The sequence below is a fragment of the Acinetobacter sp. ANC 4910 genome, from assembly GCF_004331035.1.
GTDB lineage: Bacteria > Pseudomonadota > Gammaproteobacteria > Pseudomonadales > Moraxellaceae > Acinetobacter.
The window spans coordinates 113,697-127,877 of record NZ_SJNT01000009.1 but is presented as its reverse complement, the minus strand read 5'-3'; the positions used below and the strand labels follow the sequence as shown (position 1 = coordinate 127,877).

At 37.8% G+C, this 14,181-nt stretch carries 13 protein-coding genes; 7 read left to right on the top strand and 6 right to left on the bottom strand.

Annotated features, from left to right (window positions below; genetic code table 11):
- Positions 1–18 precede the first annotated feature (18 nt).
- On the top strand, positions 19–1,161 hold the full coding sequence (locus tag E0H82_RS11545) for a fatty acid desaturase family protein (protein ID WP_131264935.1): 1,143 nt from the start codon (positions 19–21) through the stop codon (positions 1,159–1,161).
- A 442-nt stretch (positions 1,162–1,603) separates the two neighbouring features.
- Positions 1,604–2,647: a 3-deoxy-7-phosphoheptulonate synthase gene (locus E0H82_RS11540; protein WP_131264934.1), complete on the top strand. Its 1,044-nt coding sequence runs from the start codon at positions 1,604–1,606 to the stop codon at positions 2,645–2,647.
- Positions 2,648–2,699: 52 nt separating this feature from the next.
- Here the strand turns inward: E0H82_RS11540 and E0H82_RS11535 are convergent, their stop codons facing one another.
- From E0H82_RS11535 to E0H82_RS11515, 5 genes are all read right to left on the bottom strand, one after another.
- Positions 2,700–3,875, bottom strand: coding sequence for an MFS transporter (locus E0H82_RS11535; protein WP_131264933.1), 1,176 nt, complete (start codon positions 3,873–3,875; stop codon positions 2,700–2,702).
- Between the two features lie 258 nt (positions 3,876–4,133).
- A complete protein-coding gene (gcvH, locus tag E0H82_RS11530) occupies positions 4,134–4,508 on the bottom strand; it encodes a glycine cleavage system protein GcvH (RefSeq protein ID WP_131264932.1) in 375 nt (124 codons plus the stop codon).
- Positions 4,509–4,578: 70 nt separating this feature from the next.
- The gene (locus E0H82_RS11525; RefSeq protein WP_131264931.1) at positions 4,579–5,607 is read right to left on the bottom strand and encodes a helix-turn-helix domain-containing protein; all 1,029 of its coding nucleotides are present in this window, start codon (positions 5,605–5,607) and stop codon (positions 4,579–4,581) included.
- A 142-nt stretch (positions 5,608–5,749) separates the two neighbouring features.
- The gene (locus tag E0H82_RS11520) at positions 5,750–6,202 is read right to left on the bottom strand and encodes a MaoC family dehydratase (protein WP_131264929.1); all 453 of its coding nucleotides are present in this window, start codon (positions 6,200–6,202) and stop codon (positions 5,750–5,752) included.
- Positions 6,202–8,055, bottom strand: coding sequence for an ABC transporter ATP-binding protein (locus E0H82_RS11515; RefSeq protein WP_131264927.1), 1,854 nt, complete (start codon positions 8,053–8,055; stop codon positions 6,202–6,204). The genes E0H82_RS11520 and E0H82_RS11515 overlap by 1 nt, the downstream gene beginning before the upstream one ends.
- A 298-nt stretch (positions 8,056–8,353) precedes the next feature.
- Between E0H82_RS11515 and E0H82_RS11510 the strand changes: the two genes are divergently transcribed.
- The 4 genes from E0H82_RS11510 (at position 8,354) to E0H82_RS11495 (ending at position 10,317) form a co-directional block, all read left to right on the top strand.
- Positions 8,354–8,581 (top strand): hypothetical protein, encoded by a 228-nt coding sequence (locus E0H82_RS11510; protein ID WP_131264925.1) that lies wholly within the window; start codon positions 8,354–8,356, stop codon positions 8,579–8,581.
- A gap of 213 nt (positions 8,582–8,794) precedes the next feature.
- Entirely contained in the window at positions 8,795–8,989 is a 195-nt protein-coding gene (locus E0H82_RS11505; RefSeq protein ID WP_116761147.1) for a hypothetical protein, read from the top strand.
- Positions 8,990–9,267: 278 nt separating this feature from the next.
- Positions 9,268–9,879, top strand: a complete 612-nt coding sequence (locus E0H82_RS11500) for a LysE family translocator (RefSeq protein WP_131264923.1) — start codon at positions 9,268–9,270, stop codon at positions 9,877–9,879.
- Between the two features lie 117 nt (positions 9,880–9,996).
- Complete coding sequence (locus E0H82_RS11495) at positions 9,997–10,317, top strand: hypothetical protein (RefSeq protein WP_131264921.1); 321 nt, start codon at positions 9,997–9,999, stop codon at positions 10,315–10,317.
- A 98-nt stretch (positions 10,318–10,415) separates the two neighbouring features.
- Here the strand turns inward: E0H82_RS11495 and E0H82_RS11490 are convergent, their stop codons facing one another.
- Positions 10,416–11,702 carry a mechanosensitive ion channel family protein gene (locus E0H82_RS11490; RefSeq protein WP_131264919.1) on the bottom strand — a complete coding sequence of 429 codons (1,287 nt, stop codon included), beginning with the start codon at positions 11,700–11,702 and terminating at the stop codon, positions 10,416–10,418.
- A gap of 314 nt (positions 11,703–12,016) precedes the next feature.
- On the opposite strand from E0H82_RS11490, the gene E0H82_RS11485 reads away from it, so the two are divergent.
- On the top strand, positions 12,017–14,146 hold the full coding sequence (locus E0H82_RS11485; protein ID WP_228258653.1) for a TonB-dependent siderophore receptor: 2,130 nt from the start codon (positions 12,017–12,019) through the stop codon (positions 14,144–14,146).
- Positions 14,147–14,181: the final 35 nt, after the last annotated feature.

Below are 14,181 nucleotides of genomic sequence, written 5' to 3'. Positions count from 1 at the left end.
AATGTAGGGACAAATAAAATGAATAAACCCGTTAATTTCCAAAGCAATAGCAAATCTCAGTATCTAACAGATGAAGAAATTCAGTCATTTGGAGAAAAGATCGAAGCCATTCGCCGTGAAACGATGCAAAGTTTGGGCGAACAAGATGCAGCTTATATCTATAAAATCCGAAATTTTGTCCGCTATAGTGAAATTGCCTCCCGCGGTATGTTGATGTTCGCTGGCTGGCTACCACCTGTTTGGTTATTGGGTACAGGGCTGTTGGGAATTTCTAAAATTGTTGAAAATATGGAGTTGGGGCATAACGTGATGCATGGTCAGTTTGACTGGCTGAATGACCCAAGCCTAAATGGTGCAAATTATGATTGGGATACCATCGCAACAGGCGATGATTGGAAATATACCCATAACTATGTGCATCATACATATACCAATATTGTTGGAAAAGACCACGACGTTGGCTATGGCCTAATTCGAGTAAGTGAAAGCCAAGCTTGGGAGCCAAGATTTTTATTCAACATTCCGTTGGCTATTCAGCTCATGGTTTTTTTTGAATGGTATGTGGGCGTACAGAATTTACATTTGGAAGATGTACTGGCATATAAAACCAAAACATGGCGTGAAGTTTGGCAAGATTCAGGCAAATTACGCAAGAAAGTAACGCGCCAAGTGCTTAAAGACTATGTCTTTTTTCCATTGATTGCAGGACCAAATGCTATTCCAGTATTTGCAGGCAATGCCGTAGCTAATGTGATCCGTAGTTTATGGGCATCAGCAGTGATTTTTAATGGACATTTTACCGAAGATGCTGAAACCTTTGAGTTAGACAATACTGAAAATGAAACTCGGGCAGAGTGGTATTTACGCCAAATTCGGGGTTCGAGTAATTTTTCGGGTACGCAAGGGCTACATATTTTAAGTGGTAATTTAAGTCATCAAATTGAGCACCATCTATTTCCAGACATGCCTGCCAATCGGTATGCAGAAGTAGCGCCAAAAATTAAAGCCTTGTGCGCTGAGTATGGAATTTATTACAACGAAGCCAGTTTCACCAAACAGTTCGCAAGCGTTTGGATTCGACTTGCCAAAAGTTCATTACCCAATGACTGGAAGGAACAGTTGAAACTGAGCATGCAAAAGAAATTGAAGCGATGGGTTTAAAATATCGATCATTCAATGGATTGATAAGTAAAAGTTACTCTAGACATAACTATTATTCCTAAAATAAAGGTTGTCAAAGGCAGTAATAAGGCGTATTTTTAATTTCAGATACTTTTTTTGATGAAACAAAGATGTTAAAGCAACCTTTAATCGCAAACGCTTATTTTTATTTCTGGCAGTTTAGCTAATTGCCTGAACGCGTTTGGGCAAAATAAGGTTGCCCACCAGTTGATACCTGATCGGCAACCCCGGTCAGGTTTTTTTATGCTTTGTTTTTTATAAATTTTTTTAGGAGATTCACATGTACACATTTAACACTTCATATTTTAGCAACGGTTATTGGTTTTACTTTAGTCAGTTTATGACTCAACCCTTATCATCCCATAGATCCAAAACGCACAAATAAAAGATCGGACTGAACAACAGTCCAAAGGAAAGACCAATGAATGCTTTAAATACTGCACTACAACATCAAACGATTACACAAGAAGCTCTATTGAGTTTGCCTCAGCAACTCAAAGCACAACTTCCTCTTTCTGCACTACTTGCGGCTCAGATTGCCGAACATCGTCAAATTATTCAAAATATTTTATCTGGTGAAGATTCACGACTATTGGTGATTACAGGACCATGCTCCCTTCATGACCCCGTCGCAGCTTTGGAATACGCGCAAAAACTTCAACAACTACAAGCGCAAGTTTCTGATCAAATTTTTTTAGTAATGCGTGCTTATATTGAAAAACCACGTACTACAGTGGGCTGGAAAGGCTTTATGTATGATCCTGACTTAGATGGTTCATCGAATTTACAATCAGGTTTGGAACAGTCTCGTCAGTTATATTTACACATTCTTGAAATGGGCTTGCCAATTGCGAGCGAAATTTTAAGCCCAATGGCGACAGCTTATTTTGATGATTTATTGGCATGGGGAGCGATTGGTGCTCGCACCAGTGAATCACAAATTCATCGTGAAATTTCGAGCCAAATGCCATACAGCATTGGTTTCAAAAATGGTACGGATGGTTCAATTCAAATTGCGTTAGATGCCATTCAATCGGCTTCAAATGTACATCAATTCTTGGGAATGAGTCAGTCAGGTTTGCCTTGTATGCTTCAATCTCATGGTAATCCACTTGCACATTTAATTTTACGTGGCTCAAATACAGGTCCGAACTATCAGGCAGAAGAAATCAACAAAATTAAGGCCAAAACCAAAGGGGTTTTACCTGCTTTAGTGATCGATTGCAGCCATGGTAATAGCAATAAGAAGCCTCAATTGCAGTCAGAGGTGCTCCGTCAAATTGTGAGTGAGCGTGAGCAAACAAATGTTCGTGGGGTTATGCTAGAGAGTCATTTGGTCGAAGGGAATCAAAAGATTTCATGCGATATGATTTATGGTCAGTCTGTAACAGATGGTTGTATTGGTTGGGAACAAACTGAACATCTATTGTTAGAAGCTGCACAACAATTAAGAAAACTACAATAATAAAATATTGATTGTAAAAAGCCCCTGAAAATCAGGGGCTTAATTTTGTATGCTATTTTGTTGTAGTGACCACACAAAATTTATAAAACAATAAGCTCAGTAATACGATGACCGCACATAAGATATAGGACATGCTATAACCTTGTGCTGTGATTAAAATACCTAAAAGTATTGAACCTAGTGCAATGCCTAAATCGTAAAAAGTGAAAAAGGTGGATGTTGCATGACCAATTCGTTGAGGTGCTGCACGTTGAATAGCCAGCGTTTGCAGGCAGGGTTGTACTGAGCCAAACCCCATCCCAATAAAAATGGCTGCAAGTATAAATCCCATTAAACTATTGATTTGGCTGAGTACAATAAGACCCACTGAAAACAAAGTTAAAGCTGGGTAAATGACATAGCTTGGCCCCTTACGGTCATAAATTTTTCCAGTGAAAGGGCGCAGGCTCATCATCGAAATTGCGAAAACAATAAAAAATAGGCTGGCATAAGCAAGTAAGTTTTTCGATGCGGAATAGGTCGAGATAAATGACATAATGCTTGCATAAGCAAATGAAACCATCATCGCCATAATAGAAACAGGCAGCGCTTTTTTCTCAATAAAATCATGAATCGAGAGTTGTCTTTTCTGTGGAGCTAGCGTGTTCGAAGTCGTTGTATGAATGGGGATTAAAAAACAAAAGATAAAACCGAGACATACAATTGCAGCGAGAATACTTGCAACAACAGTATAAGATAATGGTTGAATAAGCGATAAACCAATGAGTGGACCTAAGACAATGCCCAAGTTGACCGACATGACAAAGTAACCCATACCTTCACCACGGCGTGAATCTGGAATGAATTCATTGGCAATAGGCACAGTGACTGTGGTTAAAATACTAAACCAAATGCCATGTAAAAAACGTAGCCAGAGTAAAACCTCTAGATTATCTGCAAAGATGTAGGCAACGGAAAATAAACAGAACAGAAGCTCAGAGATAAAAAGTGTTTTTTTCCGACCAAACTTTTCAATGATTAATCCACTAAAAGGGCGTACCGCAATAGACGATGCCATGAATAAAGTCATGGCTAATCCAGCTTGAGCAAGGCTGCCATGTAAGTCTTGTAAAATATAGATGGGCAGAATTGTGGTTTGCGCAAAATAAAAGATAAATAAAAATAAGTTATTGGCTAGACACAGTATAAAAGACTTATTCCAAAGCTGAATTGTAGATGAATGTGACATAATTGACCCAGAAGTAGAAAGGGAATCACGACAATGTGGCTATTACTATTTTTATGTATTCCCTGAGCATACCAAGGTCATGAAGATGAGGTTTAATCATAACCAAGTAAAGAAGAAAAATAAAGTAAATTGATATTTTGATGTATTTTTTTATATTAATGTTTTTTATATTTAATAAAATTATCGTTATTTGATTATTGACGGATTTTAGGTATAAAAAATCAGCCCGAAAGCTGATTTTTAAGAAACAAGGATAACTTAGAGTCCTGCTTCATAGTCCGTACTAGACAATAATGTGTTTACATCATCGATGTTATTTGGCTTGATTTTATAAATCCAACCTTTGCCATAGGGTGCATCATTTACAAAGTCAGGATCATCTTCCAGTGCTGTATTTACTTCAACTACAACCCCAGAAATAGGCGCATGAATGTCAGAAGCTGTTTTCACAGATTCAACAACACCCGCTTGTTCACCAGCAGTCACTTGTTGTCCCACTTCTGGCATTTCGACATAAACTAAATCGCCTAAGGCATCCTGCGCATGGTCTGAAATCCCAGTTACAACAAGATCACCTTCAATTTTCACCCATTCGTGCGTGCTCGCATATTTCAAATCTGAAGGATGATTCATGATGACTCCTCAAAAGTATTCATTTATTTTTGTCATGCTTTATACATGTTTTTACATAAAAACAAAAGGCTTATAGGTATGGATCTTTACGCCAATTACTTGGGCTACGACCACTCCAACGTTTAAAGGCCCGACTGAAATTGGCAACATCACTATAGCCCAGTTCATCTGCAATTTGTTCAAGAGTATAATCCGTTCGGGAGAGTAGTGACGTTGCATGTCGGTAGCGTACTTCATCAACAATTGTTGAAAACGAGGTTCCTTCGGTTGCTAACTGTCGCTTCAAGGTTCTATCAGACATATGTAAGCGATAGGCCACATTTTCAATACTTAAATAATGCTGTTCTGAATGCGTCAAAATGTCGCGAACCGCCATAGAGAGCCGTCTGCGCTCACCTAAAGCCGAAAGTTCAGCTTCACATTGGTTAATAGCAATTTGACTCGCAATCGGGTCAGCATTCATCATTTTCAATGCGAGGTATTTTTTGTCAAAGCTCATCAATAAATGAGGTTGATCAAAACGAAATTGATGATTTGGGAACTTCGTAATATAGCGTTCAAAACCTTCGGGTTGGGGAAAATCAAAATCAATCTCACCGCCCAAATCTGTTACCCCTGTAATGGCTTTGGCCATAGAAATGATGCCAATGGTTAATGCAATACAAATTTCTGAACGTAAGGGTTCTATACAGACATCACTTCTGAGTTGCAAAGTTGCTTTTTCAGCAAAAGTAGAAAAATAGATTTGCAAGAAGGGCAATCTTAATTGCACAAAGCGGTTGGCGAGGACAAGGGCATCGGTAATATCATTTGCAGTCATAATGGCATAACCAATAAAACCATGAATAGAAATACGCATTTGCGTACCTAAATGATAACCAAGTGTTGATTCACCTGTCAGAGTCAAGGCATGTTGAAGTAATGCATTGGCGACTGAAGTCGAGATTCGAAAATCTGGCTCCGCTAATTTTTCACTATTGAGCTGGAATGGAGCAAATAAAGTGTCTGCATTATAGCCCCAGCGTGACACGACATCTAAAAGTAGCAGACCATAGACTCCAGGAATTCCTTGATCTTGTCTAGACGAAATAGTATTCATGCGCGATCCATTGCACGTTTAATGTTGTTATATCAGTTCGTTTTTATATTGGCATGAAACATAAGTACACGCCTTATAAATTGTTCGACAAATTAGATAAAGCGGATTCTAAAACCACGAATGATTTTAGAATCATCATCTTTTAAAGATCAGGTTGATAGTTTTTACTAAACACTAAAATTTTGGTATTTCCCAGTAATACCGCTTCACCATTTTGATTGAGTGTTTCGGTGGTATAACTCACAATAGCTCGGTCAGGTTTGGATTTTGACGGTTTAATTTCGGTAATTTCCACCTCAACATGAATCTGGTCACCTGCGCGAGTCGGTCTTGGCCAACGTACTTGGGCTTCGGAACCAATTAAGCCATACGCTACAGGAAAACATTCTGTCCACAATCGCATCGTTACCGCAGAAGTATGCCAACCACTCGCAGCTAATCCTTTGAAAATAGGATGGTTAGCTGCCTCTATCTCGTTGGTGTGAAACGGTTGCGGATCAAATTGATGTGCAAAATGCTTAATTTCATCGACAGTCATTTCATAAGCACGGCTTTTAAAGCGATCACCGACGTGTAGATCTTCCAAATACAACATCAAGCACTATCCTTATTTTTCAGTTCATGTTGTTCAATTAAAAAACCGCCAGTTTGGCGTTGCCATAATTGTGCATAAATACCATTCAAGGCAACCAATTCATCATGCGTACCTTGTTCTGCAATTCGGCCCTGATCAAGTACAATTAAACGATCCATTTGTGCAATGGTAGAAAGACGATGTGCAATTGCAATGACTGTTTTATCTTGCATTAGATCATCCAAACTGGACTGAATTGCAGCTTCGACTTCAGAGTCTAATGCACTGGTGGCTTCATCAAGAATCAGAATAGGGGCATCTTTTAAGAATACTCGTGCAATTGCAATACGCTGACGTTGTCCACCCGAAAGTTTTACTCCGCGTTCGCCGACATAAGCGTCATAACCTTTTTGACCACGAAGGTCGGTCAGTTGCGGAATAAAATCTTCTGCTTTGGCTTTGCGAACTGCATCATACATGTCTGCATCACTGGCATCTGGGCGTCCGTATTTGATATTTTCTGCAACGGTACGATGCAATAGCGATGTATCTTGCGTGACCAAAGCAATACTTTTACGCAGACTGTCTTGGCTTACGTCCTCTATGTTTTGCCCATCAATTAAAATACGACCTTGGTTAATGGTATAGAAGTGTAATAACAATTGAATCAGCGTAGATTTACCAGCACCAGAACGCCCGACAATACCAATTTTTTCACCTGGACGTATGGTTAAATTAAAGTGATCAATAACATTTTTTTCATTATAGGCAAAACAGACATCTTCAAACTTAATTTCGCCGTGTTTCACCTCAAGCGTAGTAGCATTTGGTTTATCCTGAATGCTAATAGGACGGCCTAATGTTTTCATACCATCTTGAATAGTGCCGACATTTTCAAATAAAGCAGATGTTTGCCACATCATAAATTCGGCAATACTGTTTAATTTTAAAATCATTGCTGTGGTTGCAGCAATAATGCCGAGCTCTGCACGACCTTCCATCCACAACCATAAAGCTGTTCCAAGTACACCTGCATAAAGCACAATGCTGAGCGAGTTAATGCTTATTTCATAACCTGAACCCAATCGCATTTGCTTATACACTGTCCGCATAAACTCTTGCATGGATGCCTTGGCGTACTGACTTTCACGACCAGCATGGGCAAATAGTTTTACCGTTTGAATATTGGTGTAGGCATCGGTTACACGCCCCGTCATGACCGCACGAGCATCGGCTTGCTCATTGGAAATTTTGCTCAGTCGTGGAATGAAATACCATGCTGCAAGCAGGAATAAAGCCAACCAGACCAATAGCGGAATAATCAGAAATGGTGATATGGACCCAAGTACAATACTGACTGTAAAGAAGTAGATCAGTACATAAGCAAGCATATCGCCTAAAATCATCCAGAATTCACGCACCGCAAGGGCTGTTTGCATGACTTTGGCAGAAAGTCGCCCTGCAAAATCATTATGAAAGAAATCAAGACTTTGCTGTAATAGTAAATTATGAAACTTCCACCGCAGACGCATTGGAAAGCTGCTAAATAGAATTTGGTGTTTAATAATGGATTGGAAGTTAGCAAAAAAGATATTACCGAGTAATATCATGCTCAGTAACATTAAGTTTTGGCGATGTTGTGCCAAAAACGTATCGGGTTGACTTTTACTGAGCCAATTGACTAAGTCGCCAATTTTGGCATACAACAAAGCTTCAAAACTTGCAGCGCCTGCGGTACAAAGCACTAAAATAAGCAGGTAAGGACGTATGCCTTTGGATGCACTCCAGACAAATGCAAAGAAAGTTGTAGGCAGTGGATCTTTTAAACCTTGACTAGGATAGGGATCTACACGCTTTTCGAACCATCTAAGCATTAATATTAACCTCTTGGTAAAATTGCATAATTTAGAAATAACAATAAGATAAATAAAATTTTCACAAGAAAAAAGTCGGGATTGTATTTTCAAAGATAACGGATTAGGAAGATGAAAACGTTCATTTGTCCTAAATTCATATGTAAAAGTACAACCGAAATTTGTTTGAATTCATTGTAATCCATATCAATCTAACGCACCATCATAAAGTCGGCTAACACAGAAGGTGCTCATGTTCACATTTTTGTCATGTTTTTCAATTATAAAAAAGTAAGCCTAATCCGAAACTTTAAAAAACATGAATGATTTATCTGTAAAGAAAATAAACAAGCAAATTGACGAATTTACACAAACTGGAAAAGTACCAAGCGAGTTAGTTTTTGGCTATAAAACTTATGCGGTACTCATGCAAGATGATAAATTCGCAGATCAAATCATGAAAGGAAATGAGGATCCAATCCTTAGATTTTATAAAAAACTCAGAATTACTTTGGTTACGGATAAACACTATTTTCAAGTGAAATAACTGGGAATTGAATTGAAAAATAATGATCGGTTATTTCTATAGAAATATATTTTAATATGGAATACGCTGTCGATAATTATTAGAAAAATGTGAAAAAAGTCGTATTTTTTCTGGAAAATAATGATAAAATTTTTATCGACACAGGCTTATTGATAACTTTAATACCCTGTAATTGTTAACTTAAATAATTGAATCAATAATAAAGGTGACAATATGAGAGGATGTGTAGAACGATACGATTCCCAAACACAATTGGGCATGATTCGTGATGAGTGTGGTGAATGGTTCTATTTTGCGGTGGAGCAATGGAACGATCCTAATAATTTACCTATTGATGGTTTAATTGTTGATTTTGTCATAGACGGTGCTGACGTAACTTCTGTTTGGGAAGTAACAAATACGCATTAATTTTATTTTCAGCTTTATCCACTCTTCAAAAAACATCGAATAAGGTCTACTTAGGTAGACCTTATTCATTAAATATAAATATCTGACTAACAAATTGATGATTAGATTGCGTAAGATTGATCTAAATGCTGTAACTGCATTTAATTTTTTTAAAATACTTTAAGTGATTATCTCGACTTTATGTTAATACTCATTTTTATAGGGTTTACTCATTAATCTTGTTAATGCGTACGAACCCACTACGTATTGAGTCAGTTTGAAAAAGAAGTGAGTCAGATATGCTTGAAATACTTATCCCTTATATAATCGCAATTGTTATTTTGACCATTACCCCAGGTTTAGATACCACGTTAATTATTCGTACCGCCACACTTGAAACCTGTCAAAAGGCTTTTCAAACTGCATTAGGCATTAACTTCGGGTGCATGGTATGGGGAATAGTTGTTGCATGTGGGTTGGGTGCATTATTGGCAACCTCTGAACTTGCTTTTAATGTTTTAAAATGGATTGGAGCCGCTTATTTGGCTTGGTTAGGATTACAATTATTGGTCAAGCCGCGTAGTAGTCTAGAAAATAACATGGACATACAAAGAACAACTAATTGGTTCTTAAAAGGATTTTTTTGCAATATTCTTAATCCCAAGGTTGGGCTTTTTTATATCACTTTTTTACCGCAGTTCATTCCAAAAGATGTCACCCCATTTATTTGGATTATGGGACTGGTTGCCATACATGTTGTGTTAGGGTTCCTGTGGTCAAGCATACTTATTGTTATGATGCAGCCAATTTCTAGGTTTCTTAAACAGCCAAAGATTGTGCGATGCTTAGATCAAATTACAGGAACTATTTTCTTGTTATTTGCCCTAAAGCTTGTAATGAGCAAGCGTTAGTTAAAGTTGTGAAACAAAATAAGAAGGCAAGACTTTAATTTTGCTCCAACAAGAAATTACAGCAGCTTCACATTCCGCTTGTTAAAATGGAACTAAAGCACATAAAACAGGTGCATTATGAAAAAAATAATAATGTGTTGCTGCTGTTTGTATTCTGGAGCGTTATTTGCATCTGTTCAAGATAACATTAGCTTTTGCCAAGCAATTGCGATTGTTGCAGGGAATGTGATGCAAGAAAGACAAGATGAAGTTCCGCTCAGCCTCCAGAAAAGTATTGCACTTGAATATGAAGACGGGGCAAGGGAGTTGTATGAGGCAATTGTAGAAGATGCCTATGATCTCCCCATATTTCCAAATGAAACCCAAAAGCAGCAAGCGGTAGAAAGTTTTAAATTAGAATATTTTGATTATTGTGAACATGCTGAAGTCAGTGAATAGTTTTCGGGTAGAATAACTTAAATCAAGTATTTTTATTGTTTCTTTGAATAGTACATTTGAGTTAAAAATCCCCTCACAAAAAGTAAGGGGATACATGATTAAATATGGGATTTAGTGCGGTCTAGCAGATAGTCATTCGGTGCATGTACTGAATGTTGTGCTAAAACTTTCATGTCTGAACCTGAAGGCGCTTGGTAAATTCTTAAACCGAACTCAGGTAAAATTGCAATTAAATGATCGAAAATATCGGCTTGAATGGCTTCATAGTCTTTCCACACCGTAGTGTTGGCAAAGCTATAAATTTCCAGAGGTAGACCTTCGCTGGTTGGTTGTAATTGACGCACCATAATGGTCTGATTTTGTGCAATACCAGGATGTTGTTTTAAGTAAAACTCGACATAGGCACGAAATGTACCCAAATTGGTCAGACGACGTTGGTTATAAACTGCCTGATTTGAGAGTTGCAAATTAAACTCTTCTATTTCTTCTTGTTTGGTATTTAAATACTGATCTAGAAGTAAGAACTCCTTCAATTTCTGTTGTTCTTCATTATTCATAAAGTGCACACTACTTTGATCGATAAAGATCGAGCGTTTTATACGACGTACGCCCGCTTGTGCCATACCACGCCAATTTCTAAAGGTATCTGTCACAAGTTTATTGGTGGGAATAGTTGTAAAAGTCTTGTCAAAGTTCTGAACGGTGACTGTATGTAATGACATATCAATGACATCGCCATCCGCATTTAACGAAGGCATTTCAATCCAATCCCCAATGCGAACCATATCGTAAGATGAAATTTGTACAGAAGCGACCAAGGATAAGATGGTATTTTGGAACACCAACATCAATACGGCTGCCATGGCACCAAAACCAGCAAGTAGTGTAAAGACATCTTTTTTCAAGAATGTGCCAATAATCATTAAACCGCAGACCACAAAAATGACCAATTTCACCAACTGCAAATAGCCTTTAATAGGCTTGTTTCTGGATTTGGGATTGCGTTGATAAATCGCATTAAAGATATTTAAGCTTTCACCGATGGCAAGTGCGAAGGTGAAAAAAATAAAAGCTTGTGTCGCCATTTGTACCAAGCTAATAATTTTCACGGATAAATGAGGGATTGTCACAATACCGTTCATGATGACTAAGGCAGGAACAATATTGGCAATTCTACGAATGACATTATGTTGAGTAACGATATCATGATTGGTAAATTTTAGTTTGGAGATGACTTTACGAATACCACGAACAACAATTTTTTTCGCAATAAAATTGGTTAAAATCGCAAGTAATATCAATAGGCTTAAAGATAAAGACATATCTAACCAAGCATATTGATTTGACCACGCTGTAATACGTTCAATAAAAGTAAAATGCTCCAAAGTTTTCCTCAATACAAATTTTTAATCGATTTATATTTTATAAATTAACAGCTTCGGAATGAAGTTGAATAACATTTCTTAAACATACCATGATTGTTTCAAGAGTCCATAAAGGCTAAAAAACAGCTTGAACCCCTCTATTTTGATTAAAATAATTAAACAAATATGAAAATTTATTTAAAATATTTAAATAAGATAAATAATAAGTATTCTCATTAGTGTTGGCTGGCGCTAGAATACGCACAAAATTTAAAACATCCCTCCCAAATCGAGTTTACAACCTAGTGAAATCATTACATCCACTAAGCCTAAGCATAAAATTTTTTTTAGGATTGACCACTACATTCAGCCCAATATGGGTTTATGCAGCCGAAATACAGACATCTGAATTGTTAGAAACGATTCATTTAACCGCAAAACAAGCAGAACATAAGAAAATAGGGCAGCAAACTGCAAGTACCTTAAAGGGAAAACAAAAGAATTTAGAAACACCACAAACTGTTAATTTAGTTTCAAATCAATATATTGAAGATTTTAAGCCTGCAACTTTAGATGCGGCATTGACTCAAGTCAGTGGGATTACGCAAGGTAACACGTTGGCGGGAACTCAAGACACGGTAATGAAACGGGGCTTTGGTGATAACCGCGATGGTTCTATCATGATTAACGGTATGCCAATTGTACAAGGTCGTGCAATGAATGCCGCAGTTGAGCAGGTTGAGGTACTGAAAGGGCCAGCATCACTTTTATATGGCATTATGGACCCTGGTGGTGTGGTCAATGTGGTGACCAAAAAACCGCAACGTGAACAAGCATCTGAAGTTTCTATTTACGGTTCAAGCTTTGGAAATGGAAAAAATGGTTCAGGTGGCAGCGTGGATACTACAGGTGCTATTGGCCAGAGTAATTTTGCTTATCGTTTCATTGCCGACTATTCAGACCAAGATTATTGGCGCAATTTTGGTTATAACCAGCAAACTTTAATTGCACCATCGTTGGCGTGGGATAATGGTCAAACCCAAGTGAACCTGAGCTATCAATATCGTGATTTTGATGTGCCTTTTGACCGTGCGACAGTTTTTGATCCGACAACCAATAAGGCATTGCCTATTTCAAAATACACGCGTTTAGATGAAGCCTTTAACCAAACCAATGGTGAAGATCATCTGGCTCAGTTAAGTATAGATCATCAAATCAATGATCAATGGTCTGGGCATTTGGGTTATAGCTATAATTATGAAACTTATGATGCGAATCAATTACGTATTACCAAACTGAATACCAGTAATCATACCGTTACACGACGGACTGATGGCACATTAGGCGCTGAAAGCGTTGATAGTGCGGGTCAAGCGTATTTAGAAGGGCACTTTAATGCGCTCGGATTTAAACATGACCTTCAAATTGGTTCTGATATCGAATACCGAAAATATTATCGACCAAACATGGTTCGAGCTGAAAACACCACAACACTTGATTATTTAAATCCTGTTTTTGGTAAAGTGACTGCATCTAGCAGTATTGATGCAAATGCCAGTGAACAAACCGATAAATTGCACACGTATGGCTTCTATTTGCAAGATGCAATTCATTTAACAGATCAATGGATTGCCGTTTTAGGTGGTCGATATACCTATTATCAGCAAATGGCGGGACGAGGACGACCATTCAGTATTAACACCAATACCAATGATGATGCATGGTTACCACGTGCAGGTTTGGTGTATAAATGGAATGATCAGTTATCTGTATACACCAGTTATACTGAGTCGCTGAAGCCTAATTCTTCAATTGCACCGCTAAGTGGTGGTCAAATTGATTCAGATGTACAGCCTGAACAAGCCAAATCCTATGAGGTTGGTTTGAAATATGAATTAGATGATCGTCTAAAGGCCAATTTTGCTTTATATGACATTAAAAAACGCAACGTACTGGCCAGTGTAACCAACACAACAACAGGTGAGAATGAGTTACATACCTCTGGCAAAGTGGGGTCTAAAGGCTTAGAACTGGATGTAACAGGACAGATTACCGATCAGTTAAATGCAACCTTGACCTATGCATATACCGATGCAAAAGTGCTACAGGATGAAGATACAGATTTAATTGGTAATCGCTTAAATAATGTGGCTAAAAATACTGCATCTTTAAGTTTTACCTATGATTATGGTCAATTGGGTCTTGGAAACCTAAGAATGGGACTCAGTGGTAATTACGTTGGTAAGCGAGTTGGAGATACTGAAAATAGCTTTACTTTACCAGAGTATACTGTAGCCAATGCTTTTGTGAGTTATGACACCCAAATTGCCAAGCAAGATGTCAACTTTAAACTCAATCTCAATAATCTCTTTGATACGACCTATTACACAGCCAGTGTCAGCAATTTAACGGTTTCACAAGGTGATGCGCGTCAGGCAGTATTAAAAGCCACCATGAAGTTCTAAAGATATTTTTGTTTATCATTATAGAAAAGGGCGTC

Coding starts and splice junctions, on each gene's coding strand:
- E0H82_RS11545 (WP_131264935.1), top strand. CDS start 19: ATGAATAAACCCGTTAATTTCCAAAGCAATAGCAAATCTCAGTATCTA.
- E0H82_RS11540 (WP_131264934.1), top strand. CDS start 1,604: ATGAATGCTTTAAATACTGCACTACAACATCAAACGATTACACAAGAA.
- E0H82_RS11535 (WP_131264933.1), bottom strand. CDS start 3,875: ATGTCACATTCATCTACAATTCAGCTTTGGAATAAGTCTTTTATACTG.
- gcvH (WP_131264932.1), bottom strand. CDS start 4,508: ATGAATCATCCTTCAGATTTGAAATATGCGAGCACGCACGAATGGGTG.
- E0H82_RS11525 (WP_131264931.1), bottom strand. CDS start 5,607: ATGAATACTATTTCGTCTAGACAAGATCAAGGAATTCCTGGAGTCTAT.
- E0H82_RS11520 (WP_131264929.1), bottom strand. CDS start 6,202: ATGTTGTATTTGGAAGATCTACACGTCGGTGATCGCTTTAAAAGCCGT.
- E0H82_RS11515 (WP_131264927.1), bottom strand. CDS start 8,055: ATGCTTAGATGGTTCGAAAAGCGTGTAGATCCCTATCCTAGTCAAGGT.
- E0H82_RS11510 (WP_131264925.1), top strand. CDS start 8,354: ATGAATGATTTATCTGTAAAGAAAATAAACAAGCAAATTGACGAATTT.
- E0H82_RS11505 (WP_116761147.1), top strand. CDS start 8,795: ATGAGAGGATGTGTAGAACGATACGATTCCCAAACACAATTGGGCATG.
- E0H82_RS11500 (WP_131264923.1), top strand. CDS start 9,268: ATGCTTGAAATACTTATCCCTTATATAATCGCAATTGTTATTTTGACC.
- E0H82_RS11495 (WP_131264921.1), top strand. CDS start 9,997: ATGAAAAAAATAATAATGTGTTGCTGCTGTTTGTATTCTGGAGCGTTA.